The 22979-nt window shown below is 70.4% G+C and carries 18 protein-coding genes and 1 pseudogene; 9 read left to right on the top strand and 10 right to left on the bottom strand.

The window, feature by feature from the left end; genetic code table 11:
• Positions 1-24: 24 nt before the first annotated feature.
• Positions 25-1071: a S66 peptidase family protein gene (locus tag ABZT06_RS26085; protein ID WP_355745475.1), complete on the bottom strand. Its 1047-nt coding sequence runs from the start codon at positions 1069-1071 to the stop codon at positions 25-27.
• Positions 1072-1156: 85 nt separating this feature from the next.
• Here ABZT06_RS26085 and aroQ point away from each other — a divergent pair, with 85 nt between their 5' ends.
• Positions 1157-1630 (top strand): type II 3-dehydroquinate dehydratase, encoded by a 474-nt coding sequence (gene aroQ / locus ABZT06_RS26080; RefSeq protein ID WP_355745472.1) that lies wholly within the window; start codon positions 1157-1159, stop codon positions 1628-1630.
• Positions 1631-1665: 35 nt separating this feature from the next.
• On the opposite strand, the gene ABZT06_RS26075 is transcribed toward aroQ, so the two are convergent.
• The 5 genes from ABZT06_RS26075 to ABZT06_RS26055 form a co-directional block, all read right to left on the bottom strand.
• Entirely contained in the window at positions 1666-2424 is a 759-nt protein-coding gene (locus tag ABZT06_RS26075; RefSeq protein WP_355745469.1) for an amino acid ABC transporter ATP-binding protein, read from the bottom strand.
• Positions 2421-3311 carry an amino acid ABC transporter permease gene (locus ABZT06_RS26070; RefSeq protein WP_355745466.1) on the bottom strand — a complete coding sequence of 297 codons (891 nt, stop codon included), beginning with the start codon at positions 3309-3311 and terminating at the stop codon, positions 2421-2423. Before ABZT06_RS26070 ends, ABZT06_RS26075 begins: the two co-directional genes overlap by 4 nt.
• The gene (locus ABZT06_RS26065) at positions 3308-4192 is read right to left on the bottom strand and encodes an ABC transporter substrate-binding protein (RefSeq protein WP_355745463.1); all 885 of its coding nucleotides are present in this window, start codon (positions 4190-4192) and stop codon (positions 3308-3310) included. Before ABZT06_RS26065 ends, ABZT06_RS26070 begins: the two co-directional genes overlap by 4 nt.
• A gap of 301 nt (positions 4193-4493) precedes the next feature.
• Positions 4494-5150 (bottom strand): MBL fold metallo-hydrolase, encoded by a 657-nt coding sequence (locus tag ABZT06_RS26060; RefSeq protein ID WP_355745460.1) that lies wholly within the window; start codon positions 5148-5150, stop codon positions 4494-4496.
• 9 nt (positions 5151-5159) lie between these two features.
• On the bottom strand, positions 5160-5846 hold the full coding sequence (locus tag ABZT06_RS26055; protein WP_355745457.1) for a maleylpyruvate isomerase family mycothiol-dependent enzyme: 687 nt from the start codon (positions 5844-5846) through the stop codon (positions 5160-5162).
• 228 nt (positions 5847-6074) lie between these two features.
• Here ABZT06_RS26055 and uvrA point away from each other — a divergent pair, with 228 nt between their 5' ends.
• A complete protein-coding gene (uvrA, locus tag ABZT06_RS26050; RefSeq protein WP_355745454.1) occupies positions 6075-9134 on the top strand; it encodes an excinuclease ABC subunit UvrA in 3060 nt (1019 codons plus the stop codon).
• Between the two features lie 99 nt (positions 9135-9233).
• On the opposite strand, the gene ABZT06_RS26045 is transcribed toward uvrA, so the two are convergent.
• The 4 genes and pseudogenes from ABZT06_RS26045 to ABZT06_RS26030 all read right to left on the bottom strand — a co-directional run bounded on the left by ABZT06_RS26045 (position 9234) and on the right by ABZT06_RS26030 (position 12823).
• Complete coding sequence (locus ABZT06_RS26045) at positions 9234-10145, bottom strand: carbohydrate kinase (protein WP_355745451.1); 912 nt, start codon at positions 10143-10145, stop codon at positions 9234-9236.
• Positions 10142-11239, bottom strand: coding sequence for a LacI family DNA-binding transcriptional regulator (locus tag ABZT06_RS26040; RefSeq protein WP_355745448.1), 1098 nt, complete (start codon positions 11237-11239; stop codon positions 10142-10144). Before ABZT06_RS26040 ends, ABZT06_RS26045 begins: the two co-directional genes overlap by 4 nt.
• 128 nt (positions 11240-11367) lie before the next feature.
• Positions 11368-12324 carry a hypothetical protein gene (locus ABZT06_RS26035; protein WP_355745446.1) on the bottom strand — a complete coding sequence of 319 codons (957 nt, stop codon included), beginning with the start codon at positions 12322-12324 and terminating at the stop codon, positions 11368-11370.
• A gap of 209 nt (positions 12325-12533) precedes the next feature.
• Positions 12534-12823, bottom strand: a pseudogene (locus ABZT06_RS26030) (response regulator).
• Between the two features lie 203 nt (positions 12824-13026).
• Between ABZT06_RS26030 and ABZT06_RS26025 the strand changes: the two are divergent.
• From ABZT06_RS26025 to gap, 7 genes are all read left to right on the top strand, one after another.
• Positions 13027-13461, top strand: coding sequence for a hypothetical protein (locus ABZT06_RS26025; RefSeq protein WP_355745444.1), 435 nt, complete (start codon positions 13027-13029; stop codon positions 13459-13461).
• Between the two features lie 3 nt (positions 13462-13464).
• Entirely contained in the window at positions 13465-15576 is a 2112-nt protein-coding gene (uvrC, locus tag ABZT06_RS26020) for an excinuclease ABC subunit UvrC (RefSeq protein ID WP_355745441.1), read from the top strand.
• The gene (gene rapZ, locus ABZT06_RS26015; RefSeq protein ID WP_355745438.1) at positions 15573-16532 is read left to right on the top strand and encodes an RNase adapter RapZ; all 960 of its coding nucleotides are present in this window, start codon (positions 15573-15575) and stop codon (positions 16530-16532) included. Before uvrC ends, rapZ begins: the two co-directional genes overlap by 4 nt.
• A complete protein-coding gene (yvcK, locus tag ABZT06_RS26010) occupies positions 16529-17596 on the top strand; it encodes a uridine diphosphate-N-acetylglucosamine-binding protein YvcK (RefSeq protein WP_355745435.1) in 1068 nt (355 codons plus the stop codon). Before rapZ ends, yvcK begins: the two co-directional genes overlap by 4 nt.
• Positions 17587-18576, top strand: coding sequence for a DNA-binding protein WhiA (gene whiA, locus ABZT06_RS26005; RefSeq protein WP_355745432.1), 990 nt, complete (start codon positions 17587-17589; stop codon positions 18574-18576). The genes yvcK and whiA overlap by 10 nt, the downstream gene beginning before the upstream one ends.
• 146 nt (positions 18577-18722) lie before the next feature.
• The gene (locus tag ABZT06_RS26000) at positions 18723-21674 is read left to right on the top strand and encodes a M14 family zinc carboxypeptidase (RefSeq protein WP_355745429.1); all 2952 of its coding nucleotides are present in this window, start codon (positions 18723-18725) and stop codon (positions 21672-21674) included.
• A gap of 213 nt (positions 21675-21887) precedes the next feature.
• On the top strand, positions 21888-22898 hold the full coding sequence (gene gap / locus ABZT06_RS25995) for a type I glyceraldehyde-3-phosphate dehydrogenase (protein ID WP_020120076.1): 1011 nt from the start codon (positions 21888-21890) through the stop codon (positions 22896-22898).
• The last annotated feature ends 81 nt before the right edge of the window (positions 22899-22979 follow it).

The following is a 22979-nucleotide window of genomic DNA, read 5'->3' as shown; positions in this document are numbered from 1 at the left end:
AGGCGCGGGCACGTCCGGACGTGATCAGTAGGTGACGCTGATGCGCCGGGCGGGACCGTCGACGCGGACGAGACCGCCGTAGGGGACGACGAGTTGTGGATCGGTGTGGCCGAAGTCCACGTCGAAGACGATGGGGGTCTCGGGGGCATAGATGCGCATGGCCCGCAGTGCCGCCTCGCACTGGTCGGCGGCGTAACGATCCGCCTCCTCGGGGCTGTTGGGGCGATCGAAGGACCAGGTCTTGGGGCGGCCCCACAGCAGTGCGGAGAAGCGCTGGAGGAGTCCGCGTTCGCCCATGTTCCGCAGGGTGCGGAAGACCTCGACATCGCTCGGCATCTCCTCCGAGGTCTCCAGGAGCAGCACTCCGCCGTCGTACACGCTCGGGTCGCGCGCGATCTCGCGGTCGGCCATCAGGAGCCAGCCCACGATCTCCAGGCAGCCGCCCCAACTGCGGCCCTCCACCACCCGGTCGGCGTTCACCCACGTCCAGCCGTTGCCGGGGCGGGTCTCCGGCTCGGCGTCGAAGGTGGCGGGGTCAGCCCAGTCGCGGTCGACGTCCCGCCGGCGGGCGGCGGGCGCGAGTTCGTACGTGCCGGAGGTGAACAGCGCCGCCCGCAGGGAGTCGGCGGTCAGGGCGTCCATGGCCACCGGGCGCCCGAGCGCGGTCATCACGGTCGCGCCGTGATAGCCGACGATGCCGGTGTTGTACAGATAGGCGAGCAGGTTCGTGTTGTCGCTCATCCCGAAGAACGGCTTCGGGTTCGCCCGGATCAACTCCCGGTCCAGGAACGGCAGCACCGTGATCTGGTCGTCGCCGCCGATCGACGCCATGACCGCCTTGATGCTCGGGTCGGCGAACGCGGCATGGATGTCGTCGGCACGCTCCCGGGGCGTCGAGCCCATCCTGCGGGTCGACGGATACTCGACCGGCTCCAGCCCGTACTCCTTGCGCAGCCGCTCGAGCCCCAGCTCGTAGGGGCGGGGGAAGAGCCCCGGCAGTCCGGCGCCGGGGGAGATGACGGCTATGCGGTCGCCGGGTACGGGCTTGGGCGGGTACGAGATCGTCGTCATGCCCGGAGGGTACGGGCCGCACCGCGCGCGGCGCACCGTGATAAACCGGGGTCCGAGCAGCCCGTCTTCACCGACCGGAGGAACCGTGCCCCGCACCCTGGCCAACGCCCCGATCATGATCCTCAACGGCCCCAACCTGAACCTGCTGGGTCAGCGGCAGCCGGAGATCTACGGCAAGGACACCCTCGCCGACGTCGAGGCCTTGTGCGCCAAGGCGGCGGCCGCGCACGGCGGCACGGTGGACTTCCGGCAGTCCAACCACGAGGGCGAACTGGTCCACTGGATCCACGAGGCGAGGCTCAACCACTGCGGGATCGTCATCAACCCCGGTGCCTACTCGCACACGTCGGTCGCGATTCTGGACGCGCTCAACACCTGTGACGGCATGCCGGTGCTGGAGGTGCACATCTCCAACATCCACCAGCGCGAGTCCTTCCGGCACCACTCCTACGTCTCGCTGCGCGCGGACGGGGTCATCGCCGGCTGCGGCGTGCAGGGCTACGTGTTCGGCGTGGAGCGGGTCGCGGCACTCGCGGGACCGGCCCAGGCCGACGCGTAAGGACCGACGTCCAGGACGGGCGGTCCTTACAGCTCCTACAGTCGCCCTGCCTCCACGATCCGCTTCAGGAAGCGCCGCGTGCGCTCCTGCTGCGGGTCGCCGAAGATCTGCCCGGCGGTCCCGCGCTCGAGGACCACACCGGAGTCCAGGAAACAGACCTGGTCGGCGACCTCCCGCGCGAAGCCCATTTCGTGCGTGGCCAGCATCATGGTCATCCCGTCGCCCTTGAGGTCGCGCACCACGTTCAGCACCTCGCCCACCAGCTCGGGGTCGAGGGCCGCGGTGATCTCGTCGAGCAGCAGCAGGCGGGGACGCACGGCGAGGGCCCGCACGATCGCCACCCGCTGCTGCTGACCGCCGCTCAGCCGGTCGGGGTACTCGCCGGCCTTGCCACCCAGCCCGAGCCGCTCCAGCAGCTCGCGAGCGTGTTCCTCCGCCTCCGCGCGTGCCGCTCCGTGCACCCGGCGCGGGGCCAGCGTGATGTTCTCCAGCACCGTCATGTGCGGAAAGAGGTTGTACGCCTGGAAGACCACGCCGATACGGCGCCGTACCGCGTCCTGGTCGACGCGCGGATCGGTGATCTCCTCGCCGTCCAGCCAGATGGCGCCGTCGTCGATCTCCTCCAGCAGGTTGGCGCAGCGCAGCAGCGTCGACTTGCCGGAGCCGGAGGCGCCGATCAGCGCGGTCACCGTGTGCGGGGCGACCTCCAGGTCGACGTCCCGCAGCACGACCGAGCCGCCGAAGGTCTTGCGGACGGACTCCATCCGCAGCACCGGCGCGTCTGCGTCGCTCATGTGGTCCCTCCCTGGGCCCGCTGACGGTCCATCCGCGCCGTCACCCAGTCCGTGAAGCGGGTCATCGGGATGGTCAGCGCCACGAACACCAGGCCCGCGACGATGTACGGCGTGTAGTTGAGGCTCCGCCCGACGATGATGTCGGCGGCCCGTACGGCGTCGATCGCGCCGCCGATCGACACCAGACCCGTGTCCTTCTGGAGGGACACCAGGTCGTTCAGCAGCGGCGGCACCTGGCGGCGCACCGCCTGCGGCAGCACCACGTACCGCAGCGCCTGCCGGTTGGACAACCCGAGCGAACGGGCCGCGGCGCGCTGCGAGGGATGCACGGACTCGATGCCGGCGCGGAACACCTCGGCCACGTACGCCGAATACGTCAGCGTGAGCGCCGTGCCGCCCAGCCACACCGGGTCGACCGTCACGCCCTGGAGCCGCAGCGCCGGCACGCCCAGGACGACGATCATGAGGTTGATGATGAGCGGAAGGCCCCGGAAGAAGTCCGTGTAGGCGGCGGCCAGGACGCGCAGCGGGAAGAACACCGGACCGCGCAGGGTGCGGGCGATGGCGATCAGCATGCCGAGCACCAGCACGGCGACACCGCAGATCAGCAGCAGCCGGACGTTCAGCCAGAGCCCTTCGAGGACCTTCGGGAACGCCTCGCGCGCGTACTGCCCGCTGAAGAACGTCTCCTTGGTGCGCGGCCAGCCGGGCGCGTTGACGACGACCAGGTACAGGACGACGGCGGTGACCAGGGTCGAGACGGCGGCGACGGCCGTCGCGCGGCGGGCGCGGGTGCGCTTGAGGCGCTCCCGTTCGATCCGCCGCTGCGACGGCGTGTAGGAGCCGCCGATGCCGTCCTGGCCGGCCTCGTCCTTCGTGAGCGTCACTTGAGCACCGGGGCGTCGACCGCGTCCGACAGCCACGTCTGCTCCAGCTTCGCGAGCGTGCCGTCCTTGCGCAGGGCGTCCACGGCGCCGGTCACGCAGGAGGTGAGCGCGCTGCCCTTGTCGAGCACGAGCCCGAACTGCTCCGGCGTGCCGCCCTGGTTCTCGAACTGCCCGACGATCGTGCCGTCCGTCACCTCGGCCGCGGTGATGTAGAAGGCGGTGGGCAGGTCCACGACGATGGCGTCCACCTGCTTGTTCTGCAGTGCGGACTTGGCCTGGTCGTTCTTCGCGTAAACGGCGGCCTGCTGCGTCGGCTTCACCACGTCCTGGATGTAGTTCAGGCTCGTCGTGCCGACCTGGGCGCCCAGCTTGAGGCCCTTCAGATCGGCGATGGTCTTCGCCTTGGCGGCCTTGGTGCCCTTGAGCGCGATGACGGCCTGACGTACGTCGTAGTAGCCGGACGAGAAGTCCACGGCCTTCTTGCGCTCGGCACTGATCGACACCTGGTTGATGTCGAAGTCGAAGGTCTTCTCCCCGGGCGCGAAGGCCTTGTTGAAGGGGACGCTCTGCCAGACGACGGCGCTCTTGTCATAGCCGAGCTGCTTCGCCACGGCGTACGCGACCGCCGACTCGAACCCCTTGCCGCTCGCGGGCTTGTCGTCCTTGAACCAGGGCTCGTACGCCGGCTCGTCGGTGGCGATCGTCAGCTTGCCGGAGGTCTTGGTGGCCAACTTGCCCTGGGCGCAGGTGGCTCCGGTCGACCCCGAGGCCTTGGCGTTCGCGTCGTCGTCGGGCTGCGGAGCACAGCCGACGGCGGTGGCGAGCAGGGCTATGGATGCCGCGGCGGCGGCGCGGCGCAGGGCGCGGGGGGCAGGGTGCATGGCGGGAGAGTGGCAGTCCGCTGTCCCGTTTGTCGAGGTCACGACGGCAAAAGTCCGCATATTGGGAACGCGTGTTGCATTCCTGTGAACGCTTTCCGGACAGAACGCCGGGGCCGCCGGTCGAGGGCGGGGATGAAAGACCGGCGGCCCGTACCGCGCAGGAGCCGTCATCCTGTGCGGGGCTGCTCCCAGTTGACTGCGCAACCATGTGCGCCGGGAGCGCGTGCGTGACACCGGCGTGTGTGAAGCGTTCACACGGGGCGCGCACGATGGGGCGCGCGCGGGGCGCGTACCCCAGGGTTCACCACCCCCGTGCGCGCCACTCCGGAAGGTGCGGCCGCTCCGCGCCCAGCGTCGTGTCGTCGCCGTGTCCCGGGTACACCCAGGTCTCGTCCGGCAGCGCGTCGAAGATCTTCGTCTCGACGTCGTGGATCAGACTGGCGAACGCCTCGGGATCCTTGCGGGTGTTGCCCACGCCTCCAGGGAACAGGCAGTCCCCGGTGAACACATGGGGATGCCCGTGCGGGTCGTCGTAGACGAGGGCGATCGAGCCGGGCGTGTGACCGACCAGGTGGCGCGCGGTCAGCTCGACCTGACCCACCCGGATGACGTCGCCGTCGTCGACCGGCACGTCGGTGGGTACGGGGATGCCGTCGGCGTCCTCCCGGCCGGCGTACGTACGCGCACGCGTGGCCGCGACGACCGCGGCGAGCGCCTGCCAGTGGTCGCCGTGCTGATGCGTGGTGACGACGGACGCGATGCCGTCGTCACCGATCATGCCCAGAAGGGTGTCCGCCTCGTTGGCGGCGTCGATCAGCAGTTGCTCGTCGGTGGCCCGGCAGCGCAGCAGATAGGCGTTGTTGTTCATCGGGCCGACCGCGATCTTGGTGATCATCAGGTCCTTGAGCTCGTGCACGTCGGCGGACCCGCCGACCGTCACCTGTCCGCTGTACGTCATGGCGGCAGCCTATAGCGGGGGCAGCGGGGGGAGCGTGCCGCCGTGGACCGTCAGTGCCGAGCCGTCGCGGCGGCCGGCGAGCCAGCCGAGCAGGTCGGCCCGGCGGCCGGTGACGACGAGCGGGGGTTCCCCTTCGCCGCCCGTCGGGATCCGGCGGCCGTCGTCCTGTTCGAGCAGGAGGGCGGGTACGTCGGGATGGCCCCGGAACCGCTCCGTCAGGAAGGTGATCTCGCGCTGTGTGAACTCCTCCGGAAGGTCCTCCAGCTCGTACCCGATCCCGAGATCGACATGGTGCAGCTCCACCTCGGCCCACCGCCGGAACGGCACCCGGGCCGCCGAGTCGGTGACTCCGTTGCGCAGCTCGACCGCGCGCGACCAGTCCGCCGGCGCGGCCCCGAGCTCCTGGAAACGCTCGGCACTGTCGCGGAGGTCGGTGAGCTGGACGTCGAGGGGGCGCGGGGCGTCGCGCTCGATGTCGGTGTCACGCGCTTCCGCGGAGGCGTACATGGGCTGTCCGCGCAGAACGTTCACCAGGGCGTCGGCGTTGCGGGAGAGGTGCGCGAGGACATGACCGCGGCTCCAGCCCGGCAGCCGTGACGACTCGGTCACGGCCGCGTCGTCCAGTGTGGCGGCTGCGGTCAGCAGCCGCTCGGTCGCACCACGTACAGACTCCAGGTCATGAGCGTGATCAATCATGCTGCTGACCTTAGCTCCGCCACACCTTTGGGTGAAGGTGGTGAAGCAGTGCCGTAAATCGAAAGCACGTGCTATATGGTCGGGTGCGGCGTCGGGCATGCTGGAAGGCCGGGGATTGTTATGCATCCGGGAATCCGACCGGCGTTGTCAGTGGCTCCCCCTAGTCTGAGAAAGCACGGGGGCCCCGCCCCTGTCACTCCTCTCAAGCCAAGAAAGGTGCGGACCGGCGTGGCCGACCGTCTCATCGTCCGTGGCGCGCGCGAGCACAACCTGAAGAACGTCTCGCTCGACCTGCCTCGCGACTCGCTCATCGTCTTCACGGGCCTGTCCGGGTCGGGCAAGTCCTCCCTGGCCTTCGACACCATCTTCGCCGAGGGCCAGCGGCGCTACGTGGAGTCGCTCTCCTCGTACGCCCGCCAGTTCCTCGGCCAGATGGACAAGCCCGACGTCGACTTCATCGAGGGCCTCTCGCCCGCGGTCTCCATCGACCAGAAGTCGACCTCGCGCAACCCGCGCTCGACGGTCGGCACCATCACCGAGGTCTACGACTACCTGCGTCTGCTCTTCGCGCGCATCGGCAAGCCGCACTGCCCCGAGTGCGGCCGGCCGATCTCGCGCCAGTCGCCGCAGGCCATCGTCGACCGGGTCCTGGAGCTGCCGGAGGGGAGCCGCTTCCAGGTGCTCTCGCCGCTGGTGCGGGAGCGCAAGGGGGAGTTCGTCGACCTCTTCGCCGACCTCCAGACCAAGGGGTACAGCCGCGCCCGCGTGGACGGTGAGACCGTCCAGCTCTCCAACCCGCCCACGCTGAAGAAGCAGGAGAAGCACACCATCGAGGTGGTCATCGACCGCCTCACGGTGAAGGACTCCGCCAAGCGCCGTCTCACCGACTCCGTGGAGACCGCCCTCGGCCTGTCCGGCGGCATGGTCGTGCTCGACTTCGTCGACCTCCCCGAGGACGACCCCGAGCGCGAGCGCATGTTCTCGGAGCACCTGTACTGCACGTACGACGACCTGTCCTTCGAGGAGCTGGAGCCCCGCTCCTTCTCCTTCAACTCGCCCTTCGGCGCCTGCCCCGAGTGCACCGGCATCGGCACGCGCATGGAGGTCGACCCCGAGCTGATCGTCCCGGACGAGGACAAGTCCCTCGACGAGGGCGCCATCCACCCCTGGTCGCACGGACACACCAAGGACTACTTCGGCCGCCTGATCGGCGCCCTCGCGGACGCCCTCGGGTTCCGGACGGACATCCCCTTCGCGGGACTGCCGCAGCGCGCCAAGAAGGCCCTGCTGTACGGCCACAAGACGCAGATCGAGGTCCGCTACCGCAACCGGTACGGCCGCGAGCGGGTCTACACGACCCCCTTCGAAGGGGCCGTCCCCTTCGTCAAGCGCCGGCACAGCGAGTCCGAGAGCGACGCCAGCCGGGAGCGCTTCGAGGGCTATATGCGCGAGGTGCCGTGTCCCACCTGTGAGGGCACCCGTCTGAAGCCGCTCGTCCTGGCGGTCACCGTCATGGGCAAGTCGATCGCCGAGGTCTCCGGCATGTCCATCAGCGACTGCGCGGACTTCCTGGGCGAGCTGAAGCTCAGCGCCCGCGACAAGAAGATCGCCGAGCGGGTCCTGAAGGAGGTCAACGAGCGGCTGAAGTTCCTGGTCGACGTCGGCCTGGACTACCTCTCGCTGAACCGCGCGGCCGGCACCCTCTCCGGCGGCGAGGCCCAGCGCATCCGCCTGGCCACCCAGATCGGCTCCGGACTCGTCGGTGTCCTGTACGTCCTCGACGAGCCGTCCATCGGCCTGCACCAGCGCGACAACCACCGGCTGATCGAGACCCTGGTCCGGCTGCGCGACATGGGCAACACGCTCATCGTCGTCGAGCACGACGAGGACACCATCAAGGTCGCCGACTGGATCGTCGACATCGGCCCCGGCGCGGGCGAGCACGGCGGCAAGGTCGTGCACAGCGGCTCCCTGAAGGAGCTGCTCGCCAACTCCGAGTCCGAGACGGGCCAGTACCTGTCGGGCAAGAAGGCCATCCCGCTGCCCGACATCAGGCGCCCGCTCGACCCGTCCCGGCAGCTCACGGTGCACGGGGCCCGCGAGAACAACCTCCAGGACATCGACGTGTCCTTCCCGCTGGGCGTGTTCACCGCGGTCACCGGCGTCTCGGGCTCCGGCAAGTCGACCCTGGTCAACGACATCCTGTACACCCACCTGGCGCGCGAGCTCAACGGTGCGAGGAGTGTCCCGGGCCGGCACACGCGCGTGGACGGCGACGACCTCGTCGACAAGGTCGTGCACGTCGACCAGTCGCCCATCGGCCGCACCCCGCGATCGAACCCGGCGACGTACACCGGCGTCTTCGACCACGTCCGCAAGCTGTTCGCCGAGACCACCGAGGCGAAGGTCCGCGGCTACATGCCCGGCCGCTTCTCCTTCAACGTCAAGGGCGGCCGCTGCGAGAACTGCGCGGGCGACGGCACCATCAAGATCGAGATGAACTTCCTCCCGGACGTCTACGTCCCGTGCGAGGTCTGCCACGGCGCCCGCTACAACCGGGAGACCCTGGAGGTCCACTACAAGGGCAAGTCCATCGCCGACGTCCTGAACATGCCGATCGAGGAGGCGACGGAGTTCTTCGACGCCGTCCCCGCGATCGCCCGCCACCTCAACACCCTCAAGGACGTCGGTCTCGGCTACGTCCGGCTCGGCCAGGCCGCGACCACCCTGTCCGGCGGCGAGGCCCAGCGTGTGAAGCTCGCCAGCGAGCTCCAGAAGCGGTCCACCGGCCGTACGGTCTACGTCCTGGACGAGCCGACCACCGGCCTGCACTTCGAGGACATCAGCAAGCTGCTGAAGGTCCTGTCAGGGCTGGTCGACAAGGGCAACACCGTCATCGTCATCGAGCACAACCTCGATGTGATCAAGACGGCCGACTGGGTCGTCGACATGGGCCCCGAGGGCGGCGCGGGCGGCGGCCTCGTCGTCGCCGAGGGCACCCCGGAGGAGGTGGCCGGAGTCCCGGCCAGCCACACCGGCAAGTTCCTCAGGGAGATCCTCGGCGCCGACCGGATCAGCGACGGGACCTCGGTGAAGGCTCCGCGCAAGGCACCGGCCAGGAAGACGGCCGCGGCGAAGAAGACGGTCGCCGCCAGGTCGACGGCGCAGAAGACGGCGACGGCCCGGACGACGGCGACCAAGAAGGCCGCCGCAGCCACCAAGAAGGCCGCCGCAGCGCCCACGAAGGCCACGCCCGCCAAGAAGACGACCCGGGCCCGCAAGGCCTGAGTCATCAGTCGGCGAGACCGGAAGACGCGTCCGGAGCAGACGCGGAAGAGCGGTGCCCCGCAGGGAGTTCCCTGCGGGGCACCGCTCGTTCAACGGCCCCTACAGCTCGCCCAGTTCGGACGCGTACGGCGGCTGCGCCCCCGCTCGTGAGCAGGTGATCGCCGCCGCGCGTGCCGCGAACCGGAGCAGCCGGGTCCAGTCCTCGACGCCCAGGGCGGCGAGCGCTTCCGGGGACAGGGCGTCGAGGGCGGCCAGGCCGTGCAGCAGGGCCGCGTTCACCGTGTCGCCCGCGCCGATCGTGTCCACGACGTCGACCTTCTCGCCCGGCACCGGAAGTACCGCCCCGTCCCGGGTGAACACGGTCAGCCCGTCACCGCCCTGGGTGACCACGACGGCGGAGGGCCCCGCGGCCAGCCACTCGCGCGGGGTGCCGCCCAGCCACAGCGCGTCCTCCTCGGAGAGCTTGAGCAGCGACACCGACGGCAGCCAGCTCTTGAAGCGGGCCCGGTAGGCGTCCGCGTCGGGGATCAGCCCGGCGCGGATGTTCGGGTCGAGCGCGGTGAACACCCCTCGCGCGGCCGCGGTCCGCAGCAGCTCCTCGTAGGCGCTCGCCCCCGGTTCCAGGACGAGCGAGCAGGTGCCGAAGGACACCGCGCGCGTGCCGGCGGGAAGCTCGGCGGGGGTGGCGAACAAGCGGTCGGCGGTGCCGTCGACGTAGAAGGAGTAGGCGGCCGAGCCGTTGGTGCCGATCGTGGCGACGGCGAGCGTGGTGGGTTCCGCACCGCGCTGCACGGCGGACACGTCCACCCCCGCCTCCCGGAGCCCGTCGAGCAGGGCCTCACCGAAGGCGTCGAGCGAGGTGCGGGAGCAGAAGGCGGTGGGGGAGCCGAGCCGGCCGAGGGCCACGGCGGTGTTGTAGGGGCCGCCGCCGAGCGCCGGCTTGAGACCCGCCAGGGCACCCCTGCCCTGCGGTACCAGATCGATCAGGGCCTCACCGGCGACGACGATCACGAATCGGTTCCTTTCTCGAACTGCGAGGGCTGCGAAGAGGGCTGCCAGGGCTGTACGGAGCGCGCCGACCGCTCCCCGGCGTCGGAGCACCCGCACGACGTGCGATGCACGAAGGTGCAGTCCAGGCGCACGGTCCGCGCGGGTCGGTCCGGTGCGTCGAGGCGTTCCAGGAGCACCCGGACCGCCTGCGCGCCGATCTCCCTGCTGGGCTGGGCGATCGCGGTGAGCCGGGGCGAGAACAGGTCGGCCCAGGCGAAGTCGTCGAAACAGCACAGGGCGAGGTCGTCCGGTACCGAAAGGCCGTGCTCACGCAGGGCGCGCAGGGTGCCGATGGTCATCGCGTTGTTGGCGGTGACGAGGGCGGTGGGCGGGGAGGCCAGGGAGAGCAGGGCGGCGGTGGCGCGCTCGGCTCCGGCGGACGCGGAGTCGCCGTGGACGACGAGGTGATCGTCGTAGGGGAGACCGGCGGCCGTCAGGCCGTGTCGGTATCCGGCGATCCGCTCGGTGGTGGTGCTGAGTCCGGGCAGGCCGGCCACCAGGCCGATGCGCCGGTGACCGAGTCCGGCGAGGTGGGTGACCAGCCGGGCCGTCGGCCCGGTGTTCTCGGCGCAGACCTGGTCGAAGGGTTGCGGGCCGTCCCCGGGGAAGGCGACCAGCCGGTCGAGGAACACCGTCGGCACCTGGTGGCGCCCGAGGTAGGACACGAGTTCGCGCGGGTCCGCGGAGGGCGCGACGATCATGCCGTCCACGCGTCTCTCGTGCAGCAGCTGGACGACCTTGCGCTCGTGGTCGGGATCGTCGTGCGGATCGGCGATGAGCAGGCTGTAGCCGTGTTCCAGCGCGCCCGCCTCGACGCCCTGGAGGATCTCCGTGAAGTACGGGTTGCTGATCGCCGACACCGCGAGCCCGATGGAGCGGGTTCGGGAGGTCACCAGGGAGCGGGCCAGGGTGTTGGGGGTGTAGCCGAGCTCGTCGACGGCGTCCAGTACGGCCTGGCGGGTGTGGGGCAGGACCGGCCGGGTGCCGTTGAGGACGTGCGAGACGGTCGCCACGGACACCCCCGCGCTGCGGGCCACGTCGGCCATGGTCGGCATCGAGTCCCCTCCCGGACAGGCGACCTCCCGGAAGGCGGTCCCACGGCCGGAAGGTATCCCATCCAGCAGTGCGCGTAAACGCTTGCGCAAACGTTTACGTGCCGTAGGCGACCTGACACCTCACCCGCTCACTCCCACTCCCACCCGATCCCCACCATCCCCGACCGCACCCGCGGCTCGACCAGGTGCACCGAGTGGTGGTGGCCGGTGAGGGACAGTTCCTGGCGGCCGCTGCGGGGTGCCGCGGGGGAGTGCTGGGCGAAGCGGTGGCAGCGCAGCGGCAGGGCGTTCGCGTCGAAGCGGACCTGGAGCGCGTACTGCCCGCCGGGCGAGCCGAAGCCGCGGACGTACTCGCGGGACACCCCTGCCGTGCCGTCCTCGACGCGGTAGCGGAACAGGAAGGTGTCTCCCGCCCGCAGCCGGGCGTCGAGGAGCAGCTCGGCCACGAGCACCCCGGTGTCGTGGTGCGAACGGACGCGTCCCGTACGGCAGTTCTCCAGGGCGTGCACGGTCATGAGCTCCGGCACGCACCCGGGGTCGCCGTGGTGGACGGCGATGAAGCGGTCGACGCCCTCGCGGTGGGCGCGCACGATGTGGTGCGACTCGCGGCCGCGCAGCTCGCGCCGCGCGCCGATGTCGATGCGCTCGTGGTGGCCGAGGGTGTGCAGCCCGCCGTCGGGCGGCGAATCCAGCTCGTCCAGCAGTTGTCCGAGGACGTCCGAGGCCGCGAGGAGGGAGCGGTACGAGCGGGCCGCGGACCGCTCGGCGGTCGACCGGTCGTCGTCCTCGGCGAGCAGCCGGATCAGCGACTCCTCCGGCAGCTGGAGGATCTCCTCCAGCGCCCGTACGGCCCGCAGCGACTCGGGACGCTGGGGGCGCCGGGCGCCCTGCTGCCAGTAACTCAGGCTGGTGACGCCGACCTTGACCCCGTAGCGCGACAGATGGTGCTGGACGCGCTGGAGCGGCAGGCCCCGCGCGGCGATCGCCGCGCGCAGCGCGACATGGAAGGGGCCGCCCCGCAGGGCCGAGTCCAGTTCCGCGTCGGCGACGCTCACGTCGTCCGCGTGCTGTGTGGCGTGCGGCATGCAGGCCCTTTCTGTACATTCCGGGCGGCTGGTCAGGCCGATCGAGAGGGTGCCTCGGGGCCGTCCGTGGCAGTGCCGGGGGAGGCTTCACATCCGTACGCCGTCGTTCCCGGCCCCGAGTTCCCCCGCATTGAAGCGTGTTGACCAAGTCCCGACAACACCTGTCGCCGAACGGCAATGCGGTACCGGCCGGTCGGCGACCCGCCCGCTCAGGTGGCGGGAGCCTCCCCGTGACCGTTCAGCAGCTCCCTGATCGCCTGTGCCGACAGCGCCGACTTTGGCAGGAACCCGCGCGCCGGGCTGCTCGCGATCAGCCGCTCTCGCCGTCGAGGTCGAGACCGACCAGGACGACGTCCGGGGCCAGCTCCGTGGCCTTCGCGAGAGCCTCGCCCCCCGACATCGCGACGCCGGCGACCGGTATTCCGTCGCGTTCCAGCAGACTTCGCGCGGCCTGAAGGAACCGGATGCTGTCATCGACGAGAAGACAGCGCATGGACATGCGGACAGGGTCCCAACCAGCAGGGGATCGCGCTTTCCGGCCACCGGGAAAGAGTCGGGGCGGATTTCTTCCCCGCACTTGGAATGTGCTCAAGTCCCGTGCGAAGCCGCTGGCGGTCCTGACGTTCCTGGAGGCGCGGTGAGCGGTGACCCGGTCGTGAGGCCGGCGGGGCGGAGACTAGGTGGCATGAGAAGGTCGGCCGCATGGCGGCGACCTGGCGTCTCGACGACGGCGCCCGCTCTTTGACGGCCGCGGACGCGCTCGACCTGATCCGGGCCCGGCTCGCGGCCGGACGTCTGGAGAACTGGTTGCTCAGCTCCGAGGGGCGCGCGCTCGCGCTCGTGAGCAACACCGAGCGCGCGATGGTGTGCCTGCTCGACGACGAGGACGACCCGGGGCGGCACGCCGTCGACCCCGGCGCCCGGGGGAGCAGCGGCGGCTACCTGGTCGCGAACGGGCAGCGGGACGAGTACCCCGACGAGGACACCGTGCCGCTCGCCGACGCCCTGCGCATCGTCGCCGGTGTGGTGGGGATCGGCGTCCGCCCGCGGGCATCCCCTGGCGCGTCGACCGCTGAGCCGGTGGCCGGGGTCGTCCACAGGCTCACCGGACTGTCAGCACTCGCCAGTAGGGTGTGAGACATGGCCGACCCCTCCAGCTACCGCCCCAAACCAGGGGAGATCCCCGACACTCCCGGGGTGTACAGGTTCCGCGACGAGCACCGCCGGGTGATCTACGTCGGAAAGGCGAAGAGCCTGCGTCAGCGCCTGGCGAACTACTTCCAGGACCTGGCGAGCCTGCACCCCCGCACCCGCACGATGGTGACCACGGCCGCGTCCGTGGAGTGGACGGTGGTGTCCACGGAGGTCGAGGCCCTGCAGATGGAGTACTCCTGGATCAAGGAGTTCGACCCACGGTTCAACGTCAAGTACCGCGACGACAAGAGCTACCCGTACCTCGCGGTGACGATGAACGAGGAGTTCCCGCGCGTGCAGGTGATGCGCGGCCACAAACGCAAGGGCGTGCGGTACTTCGGGCCGTACGGGCACGCGTGGGCGATCCGCGACACCGTCGACCTCCTGCTGCGCGTCTTCCCCGTCCGCACCTGCTCCGCCGGCGTCTTCAAGAACGCCACCCGCACCGGCCGCCCCTGCCTCCTCGGCTACATCGGCAAGTGCTCGGCCCCCTGTGTCGACCGCGTCTCCGCCGACGAACACCGCGATCTGGCCGAGGACTTCTGCGACTTCATGGCGGGCCGCACCGGCACCTACATCCGCCGCCTGGAGCAGCAGATGGCGGACGCGGCCGAGGAGATGGAGTACGAGCGCGCGGCCCGCCTGCGCGACGACATCGGGGCCCTGAAGAAGGCCATGGAGAAGAGCGCCGTCGTGCTCGCCGACGCGACCGACGCCGACCTGATCGCGGTCGCCGAGGACGAGCTGGAGGCCGCCGTCCAGATCTTCCACGTCCGCGGCGGACGGGTGCGCGGCCAGCGCGGCTGGGTCACCGACAAGGTCGAGGAGATCACCACCGGCGCCCTCGTCGAGCACGCCCTCCAGCAGCTCTACGGCGAGGAGAAGGGCGACTCGGTCCCCAAGGAGGTCCTCGTCCCGGCCCTGCCCGAGCCGGTCGAGCCGGTCCAGGAGTGGCTCGCCGAGCGTCGCGGTTCGGGCGTCTCCCTGCGCATCCCGCAGCGCGGCGACAAGAAGGCCCTGATGGAGACCGTGCAGCGCAACGCGCAACAGGCGCTCGTCCTTCACAAGACCAAGCGCGCCTCCGACCTCACCACGCGCTCGCGTGCCCTGGAGGAGATCGCCGAGGCCCTCGACCTGGACGGCGCCCCCCTGCGGATCGAGTGCTACGACATCTCCCATCTCCAGGGCGACGACGTGGTCGCGTCCATGGTCGTCTTCGAGGACGGCCTCCAGCGCAAGAGCGAGTACCGCCGCTTCCAGATCAAGGGCTTCGCCGGGCAGGACGACGTCCGGTCCATGCACGAGGTCGTCTCCCGCCGGTTCAGGCGCTACCTGGCCGAGAAGGAGAAGACCGGCGAGTGGGTGGACGACGCCTCCCAGACCGACCTCAAGGACGCCTCCGGCAACGACGTCCCGGGCCTCTCCGGGCCCGGCCCCCGGGGCGCCGGGGAGAACGGTCTCAAGGACGACGACGGCCGCCCCAGGAAGTTCGCCTACCCGCCCCAGCTCGTCGTCGTCGACGGCGGACAGCCCCAGGTCGCCGCCGCCAAGAGGGCCCTGGACGAGCTCGGCATCGACGACATCGCTGTCTGCGGCCTCGCCAAGCGCCTGGAGGAGGTCTGGCTGCCGCAGGAGGACGACCCGGTCGTGCTGCCCCGCACCAGTGAAGGCCTGTACCTTCTCCAGCGGGTCCGTGACGAGGCCCACCGCTTCGCGATCACCTACCAGCGCACCAAGCGGAGCCAGCGCTTCCGGTCGAGCCCCCTCGACGACGTCCCCGGCCTCGGGGACACGCGCAAGCAGGCCCTGCTGAAACATTTCGGGTCCTTGAAGAAACTACGATCCGCCACCATCGACCAGATCTGCGAGGTCCCCGGTATAGGCCGCAAGACGGCCGAGACGATCGCCGTGGCCCTCGCCCAGGCGGCCCCGGCCGCGCCCGCCGTGAACACGGCGACTGGAGAGATCATGGATGAGGAGGAACCCGGCACCACGGGTTCCGGTGGGGACCCCGTGACGGCGGGTGCCCAGGACGAACGACGGGGGCAGGAGACATGAATGTGAACGAGCACCAAGAACCACAGGACCAGGGCGCAGACGACGCACAGGTGAACACGGGCCCGGCCCTCGACGCGGGCGGAGTCCCGGAGGCGGCCATCCCCGAGCTGGTCATCATCTCCGGCATGTCCGGCGCCGGCCGCTCCACCGCCGCGAAGTGCCTGGAGGACCTCGGCTGGTTCGTCGTCGACAACCTGCCACCCGCGCTGATCCCCACCATGGTGGAGCTCGGCGCCCGCTCCCAGGGCAATGTCGCCCGGATCGCGGTGGTCGTCGACGTCCGCGGCCGGCGCTTCTTCGACAACCTCCGCGAGTCCCTCGCCGACCTGGCGGCCAAGCACGTCACCCGGCGGATCGTCTTCCTGGAGTCCTCCGACGACGCCCTGGTGCGCCGCTTCGAGTCCGTGCGCCGCCCGCACCCCCTTCAGGGCGACGGCCGCATCGTCGACGGCATCGACGCCGAGCGCGAGCTCCTGCGCGAGCTGCGCGGCGACGCCGACCTGGTCATCGACACCTCCAGCCTCAACGTCCACGAGCTGCGCGCCAAGATGGACGCCCAGTTCGCCGGCGAGGAGGAGCCCGAGCTCAGGGCCACCGTCATGTCCTTCGGCTTCAAGTACGGCCTGCCGGTCGACGCCGACCTGGTCGCGGACATGCGCTTCCTGCCCAACCCGCACTGGGTCCCGGAGCTGCGCCCCTTCACCGGCCTCAACGAGGAGGTGTCGGCGTACATCTTCAACCAGCCCGGTGCCAAGGAGTTCCTCGACCGCTACGCCGAGCTGCTGCGCCTCGTCGCGGCCGGCTACCGCCGCGAGGGCAAGCGGTACGTGACCATCGCCATCGGCTGCACCGGCGGCAAGCACCGCTCGGTGGCCACGTCGGAGAAGCTCGCCGCGCGCCTCGCGGCCGAGGGTGTGGAGACGGTGGTCGTACACCGGGACATGGGACGGGAATGACAGGACGTTCTACCCGGCTGAGCAGGCTGCGCCGGGCGGTGCCCGAGGGGCGCGTGAGCCGTCCCGTCGAGGCCCGCGGCGCCAAACCGCGCAGCCGCGGTGCCCAGCCCAAGGTGGTCGCGCTCGGCGGCGGCATGGGCCTGTCCGCCTCGCTCGCCGCCCTGCGCCGGATCACCGGCGACCTCACCGCCGTCGTCACCGTGGCCGACGACGGCGGCTCCAGCGGGCGCCTGCGCGACGAACTCGGCGTGCTGCCGCCCGGCGACCTGCGCAAGGCGCTGGCCGCGCTGTGCGGCGACGACGACTGGGGCCAGACCTGGGCCCGGGTCATCCAGCACCGCTTCCAGTCCAAGGGCGACCTGCACGAACACGCGGTCGGCAACCTGCTGATCGTCGCCCTGTGGGAGCAGCTCGGTGACCATGTCCAGGCCCTCGACCTGGTCGGCAGACTCCTCGGCGCACACGGGCGTGTGCTGCCCATGTCCGCCGTACCCCTGGAGCTCCAGGCCCTGGTCAAGGGGCACGACCCGGAGCGGCCCGAGGACGTGGACACCGTACGGGGGCAGGCGACCGTGGCCCTGACCCCGGGCGAGGTGCAGTCCGTGCACGTGGTGCCGCACGACCCGCCGGCGGTTCCCGAGGCGGTGGAGGCCGTGCGGGACGCGGACTGGGTGGTCCTCGGCCCGGGCTCGTGGTTCTCCTCGGTCATCCCGCACCTTCTGGTGCCCGAACTCCTGGACGCGCTCACCCAGACCAAGGCGCGCCGGGTACTCTCCCTGAACCTCGCACCGCAGCCGGGAGAAACCGATGGCTTCTCCCCGCAGCGTCATTTGGAGGTTTTGGGACGACACGCCCCTAAACTCGCCCTGGACGTGGTGCTGGCCGACCAGGCCGCCGTGCCCGACCGCGACTCCCTGACCGATGCCGCCAAGCGGTTCGGCGCCGCGGTCGAGCTGGCGCCGGTGGCCCGGCCCGACGGGACCCCGAGGCACGACCCGGAGCTGTTGGCCGCCGCGTACGACCGTATTTTTCGGATGCATGGAAGGATCGGCCCATGGCGATGACGGCAGCGGTGAAGGACGAGATCTCCCGACTCCCCGTCACCCGGACCTGCTGCAGGAAGGCGGAGGTCTCCGCCATTCTGCGGTTCGCCGGCGGCCTCCACCTGGTGAGCGGGCGCATTGTGATCGAGGCGGAGCTGGACACCGCGATGGCGGCCCGCAGACTCAAGCGGGACATCCTGGAGATCTTCGGCCACACCTCCGAACTGATCGTGATGGCACCGGGCGGACTGCGCCGCGGTTCGCGTTACGTCGTCCGGGTCGTCGCCGGCGGTGACCAGCTGGCCCGGCAGACCGGCCTGGTCGACGGCCGGGGCCGCCCGATCCGGGGCCTGCCCCCGCAGGTCGTCTCCGGCGCCACCTGTGACGCCGAGGCCGCCTGGCGCGGGGCCTTCCTGGCGCACGGCTCGCTCACCGAGCCCGGCCGCTCCTCCTCCCTGGAGGTGACCTGCCCCGGCCCGGAGGCCGCGCTCGCGCTGGTCGGCGCCGCCCGCCGGCTCTCGATCGCCGCCAAGGCCCGGGAGGTCCGCGGCGTGGACCGGGTGGTCGTGCGCGACGGCGACGCGATCGGCGCCCTGCTCACCCGGCTGGGCGCCCACGAGTCGGTGCTCGCCTGGGAGGAGCGCCGGATGCGCCGCGAGGTGCGGGCCACGGCCAACCGGCTCGCCAACTTCGACGACGCCAACCTCCGCCGCTCCGCGCGCGCGGCCGTCGCCGCCGGGGCCCGGGTCCAGCGGGCCCTGGAGATCCTCGCCGACGACGTGCCCGAGCACCTCGCCGCCGCCGGGCGGCTGCGCATGGACCACAAGCAGGCCTCCCTGGAGGAACTCGGCGCGCTCGCCGACCCGCCGCTGACCAAGGACGCCGTCGCCGGCCGTATCCGCCGCCTGCTGGCCATGGCCGACAAGCGCGCCGCCGACCTCGGCATCCCCGGCACGGAGTCCGGCATCACCGAGGAGATGGCCGACAACCTGGTCGGCTGACCTTCCCTCACCACGCCGGTGCCGACGCCCACTTGGGCCGTCGGCACCGGCGTTTGCGTATCCGTGAGGCACCCTTGACTCGATCATGAACTGTCATGAGCCTGGCATCTGTTCGCTGCTGTGGCGGACCACCGCAAGGGGGGCTCATGAGACGAAGAGCGAGACCGATCCTCGCTGTTGGCGCACTCCTGCTCGGCGGCGCGGGCATCGCACCCGTCGCCCATGCCGCGCAGAGCGCAGGTTCTCCTGATCCGAACGAAGTCAAGGTCTTCCGCGCCGAGGTCACCAGCCGGCAGGTACCCCTGCTGCTGGCGGCCGGGCAGGACGGCCACGAACTGAGCGAGCAGGTGCCCGCGAAGGGCACCGCGACCGTCGAGGTCTACCTCACCGACCAGGAGGCTCACAAGCTCGAGGCGCAGGGCGTCGAGCTCACCGAGCACACCCTGACCGCCAAGGCCGAGGCCCGCGTGGACAAGGCCGCCGAGGGCGTGTTCCGGCCGTACAGCGGAAGCGGCGGCCTCCAGGAGGAGATCCTCGCGACCGCCCGGGCCAACCCCGGCCTCACCAAGGTCGTCTCCATCGGCAAGACCGTGAACGGCAAGGACATCCTCGCGCTCAAACTGACCAAGAACGCGAAGAAGTCCAAGGACGGCGCCAAACCCGCCGTCCTCTACATGTCCAACCAGCACGCGCGCGAGTGGATCACGCCGGAGATGACCCGCCGGCTGCTCCACCACTACATCGACCACTACAAGAGCGACAAGCGCGTCAAGGAGATCGTCGACTCCACCGAGCTGTGGTTCGTCCTGTCGGCCAACCCCGACGGCTACGACTACACCTTCCAGAACGACGACAACCGCCTGTGGCGCAAGAACCTGCGCGACAACAACGGCGACGGCACCATCGGCGTCGGCGACGGCGTCGACCTCAACCGCAACTTCTCCTACAAGTGGGGCTACGACAACGAGGGTTCGTCCCCCAACCCCACCAGCGAGACCTACCGCGGCACGAGCCCCTCCTCCGAGCCCGAGACCAAGGCCCTGGACGCCTTCGAGAAGCGGATCGGCTTCACGTACGGCATCAACTACCACTCCGCCGCCGAACTCCTCCTCTACGGCGTCGGCTGGCAGGTGGCCACCGACACGCCCGACGACGTCATGTACAAGGCGCTCGCCGGCACCCCGGACAACTCGGCGATCCCCGGCTACCGTCCGCAGGTCTCCTCGGAGCTGTACACCACCAACGGCGAGGCGGACGGCCACGCGTCGAACGTCAACGGCCTGGCGATGTTCACCCCCGAGATGTCGACCTGCCAGACCGCCTCGGACCTCGACCCGAACGACCAGTGGAACGCCGCCGACTGCCAGTCGGTCTTCAATTTCCCCGACGACGAGAAGCTGATCCAGCAGGAGTTCGCGAAGAACCTCCCCTTCGCACTCTCCGTCGCCGAGTCCGCGGCGAGGCCCGACCAGCCGAAGTCCTCGCTCGGCCTCAAGGCCGCCGACTTCACCCCGAAGCCGTTCACCACGTCCTACGCGCGCGGCGCGGACCAGGAGGTCTCCGTCGTCGTACGCAAGGCGGTGCGCGACAAGGAGCTCAAGTACCGCGTCAACGGCGGCCGTACGCACGACCGGGATCTCAGGGCCTGGAAGGGCGGCGAGACCTACGGTGGTGACGACAACCTCTACTTCGACGAGTACCGGGCGAAGGTCGAGGACGCCGACCCGGGCGACAAGGTCGAGGTCTGGTTCACCGGCCGGGCGAAGAGCGGAAAGCCCACCTCCAGCGCGCACTTCACGTACACCGTGGCTGAACGGCCGCGTGCGGACGTGCTCGTGGTCGCCGAGGAGGGCGCGACCGCCACACAGGCGCAGACGTACGTGGACGCGCTGAAGGCGGCCGGCCGGAAGGCGATCGTCTGGAACGTCGCCACCCAGGGCGCGCCCGACGCGCTCGGTGTGCTGGACCACTTCAGGTCGGTCGTCCACTACACGGGCGCGACCGTCCCGGGCAATCCCACCCAGCTCCAGCTGCGCGCCTTCCTGAACGAGGGCGGCAAGCTGATCGAGGCGGGCGAGCGGGCCGGCGGCAGCGTCGACCTGGGCGACGGCACCCTGTCGAACGACTTCAGCCAGTACTACCTGGGCGCCTACACCCGTACGACCCTGCCGGGCGCCACCGCCTTCCAGGGCTCCGGCAAGCTCGCCGGAGCCGGCGCGAGCCTGGTCGCCGCCCCCGGCAACCCGCTGGACGCGGCCGGCTCCTTCAGCGTCACCTCGGACAACCTGCCTGCGGCGACCTTCCCGCAGTTCGCGAGCGCGGGAGCCGGCGCGTACCCCGGCACACCCAACCCGTACGGGCCGTACGAGGGCGCCTCCATGGCGGCCGTCACGCACAGCGACTACGCCTGGAACCGCCTCACCCGCACCATCGACCTCACCCAGGTCACCGCCGCGCAGGCACCCACCCTGCGCACCCGGCTGCTGTGGGACACCGAGGAGGGCTACGACCACGCCGTCCTGGAGGCGCACACCGCAGGCGCCGAGGACTGGACCACGCTCCCGGAGAAGGGCGGCGCCACCACGAACGCCGTGCCCGCCGAGTGCGGGGCCGGGTTCTTCATCGCGGCCCACCCCGCGCTCAAGCGGTATCTGACCCAGAGCGCCGCCGGCTGCACGGCCTCCGGCACCAGCGGCCAGTGGAACAGCCTCACCGGATCGTCGGCCGGCTGGCAGGACGTCTCCTTCGACCTGTCCGCGTACGCCGGCAAGAAGGTCGAGGTCTCCCTCAGCTACATCACCGACCCGGGCTCCGGCGGTCGCGGTGTCCTCGCCGACAACGCGTCCGTGGTCATCGGAGGCCAGGCCGTCGAAACCGAGGGCTTCGAGACCTCGCTCGGCGCGTGGAGCGTGCCCGGTCCGCCTGCGGGCAGCCCCGCGGTCGTCAAGGACTGGGGGCGCGCCGGAGAGCTGTTCAAGACGTACGGCGCGGTCACCACGGACGACACCGTGCTGCTGGGCTTCGGCCTGGAGCACGTCACCGCGGCGGCCGACCGTACGGCCCTCGTCCGCAAGGCACTCGCGGCCATCGGCGGGTGAACCGGGCCTGACTTCATGTAGTCATTTCGGGTGACCGGAGCTTTCGGTCCAGGGCGGTCCGTACCCCTACTGGCGGGTACGGACCGCCCTGCCGTGTATGGGGCATCTCGATGTCACTCCGCGAGCCTCAGGGGGGTAGGGTCGGGGGTGGTCGGGGACATCCCATACAGCTCGCCGGTCTCACAACCGGCGTACCAACGAGGAGATCGGTTCGTGACGATCCGCGTAGGCATCAACGGCTTTGGCCGCATCGGTCGTAACTACTTCCGCGCGCTGCTGGAGCAGGGTGCTGACATCGAGATCGTGGCTGTCAACGACCTGGGTGACACCGCGACCACCGCTCACCTGCTCAAGTACGACACCATCCTGGGCCGCCTCAAGGCCGAGGTGTCGCACACCGCCGACACGATCACCGTCGACGGTCACACCATCAAGGTGCTGTCCGAGCGCAACCCGGCCGACATCCCGTGGGGTGAGCTGGGCGTCGACATCGTCATCGAGTCGACCGGCATCTTCACGAAGAAGGCCGACGCCGAGAAGCACATCGCCGGCGGCGCGAAGAAGGTCCTCATCTCGGCTCCGGCCAAGGACGAGGACATCACCATCGTGATGGGCGTCAACCAGGACAAGTACGACGCGGCCAACCACCACGTCATCTCCAACGCCTCCTGCACCACCAACTGTGTGGCGCCGATGGCCAAGGTCCTCGACGAGAACTTCGGCATCGTCAAGGGCCTGATGACGACGGTCCACGCGTACACGAACGACCAGCGGATCCTGGACTTCCCGCACTCGGACCTGCGCCGCGCCCGCGCCGCCGCCGAGAACATCATCCCGACCACGACCGGTGCCGCGAAGGCCACCGCGCTGGTGCTCCCGCAGCTCAAGGGCAAGCTCGACGGCATCGCGATGCGCGTCCCGGTGCCGACCGGCTCGGCCACCGACCTGGTCGTGACGCTGCAGCGTGAGGTCACCAAGGACGAGGTCAACGCCGCGTTCAAGAAGGCCTCCGACGACGGCGACCTCAAGGGCTTCCTGACCTACACCGAGGACCCGATCGTCTCCTCGGACATCGTCGGCGACCCGTCGTCCTGCACCTTCGACTCCTCCCTGACCATGGTCCAGGAGGGCAACACGGTGAAGATCCTCGGCTGGTACGACAACGAGTGGGGCTACTCCAACCGCCTCGTCGACCTCACGGTCTTCGTCGGCAACCAGCTCTGATCCACAGAGCAGGCACCTTGTCATGAGAGCAGGGCCCGGGCGGCGCAGGGACGCGCCGTCCGGGCCCTGACTCACGTGCAG

Origin of the sequence: Streptomyces sp. NPDC005483, from assembly GCF_040606035.1 — a bacterium.
Classification (GTDB): domain Bacteria; phylum Actinomycetota; class Actinomycetes; order Streptomycetales; family Streptomycetaceae; genus Streptomyces.
The sequence above is the reverse complement of the archived record's forward strand: the minus strand, read 5'-3'. Positions and strand labels throughout refer to the sequence as shown.

Bases quoted from the DNA above. Each gene is read 5' to 3' on its own strand.
- whiA (WP_355745432.1), top strand. From the start codon at position 17,587: ATGGCGATGACGGCAGCGGTGAAGGACGAGATCTCCCGACTCCCCGTC.
- ABZT06_RS26065 (WP_355745463.1), bottom strand. From the start codon at position 4,192: ATGCACCCTGCCCCCCGCGCCCTGCGCCGCGCCGCCGCCGCGGCATCC.
- ABZT06_RS26055 (WP_355745457.1), bottom strand. From the start codon at position 5,846: ATGATTGATCACGCTCATGACCTGGAGTCTGTACGTGGTGCGACCGAG.
- uvrC (WP_355745441.1), top strand. From the start codon at position 13,465: ATGGCCGACCCCTCCAGCTACCGCCCCAAACCAGGGGAGATCCCCGAC.
- rapZ (WP_355745438.1), top strand. From the start codon at position 15,573: ATGAATGTGAACGAGCACCAAGAACCACAGGACCAGGGCGCAGACGAC.
- ABZT06_RS26025 (WP_355745444.1), top strand. From the start codon at position 13,027: ATGGCGGCGACCTGGCGTCTCGACGACGGCGCCCGCTCTTTGACGGCC.
- ABZT06_RS26000 (WP_355745429.1), top strand. From the start codon at position 18,723: ATGAGACGAAGAGCGAGACCGATCCTCGCTGTTGGCGCACTCCTGCTC.
- ABZT06_RS26075 (WP_355745469.1), bottom strand. From the start codon at position 2,424: ATGAGCGACGCAGACGCGCCGGTGCTGCGGATGGAGTCCGTCCGCAAG.
- yvcK (WP_355745435.1), top strand. From the start codon at position 16,529: ATGACAGGACGTTCTACCCGGCTGAGCAGGCTGCGCCGGGCGGTGCCC.
- ABZT06_RS26060 (WP_355745460.1), bottom strand. From the start codon at position 5,150: ATGACGTACAGCGGACAGGTGACGGTCGGCGGGTCCGCCGACGTGCAC.
- ABZT06_RS26040 (WP_355745448.1), bottom strand. From the start codon at position 11,239: ATGCCGACCATGGCCGACGTGGCCCGCAGCGCGGGGGTGTCCGTGGCG.
- ABZT06_RS26035 (WP_355745446.1), bottom strand. From the start codon at position 12,324: ATGCCGCACGCCACACAGCACGCGGACGACGTGAGCGTCGCCGACGCG.
- ABZT06_RS26085 (WP_355745475.1), bottom strand. From the start codon at position 1,071: ATGACGACGATCTCGTACCCGCCCAAGCCCGTACCCGGCGACCGCATA.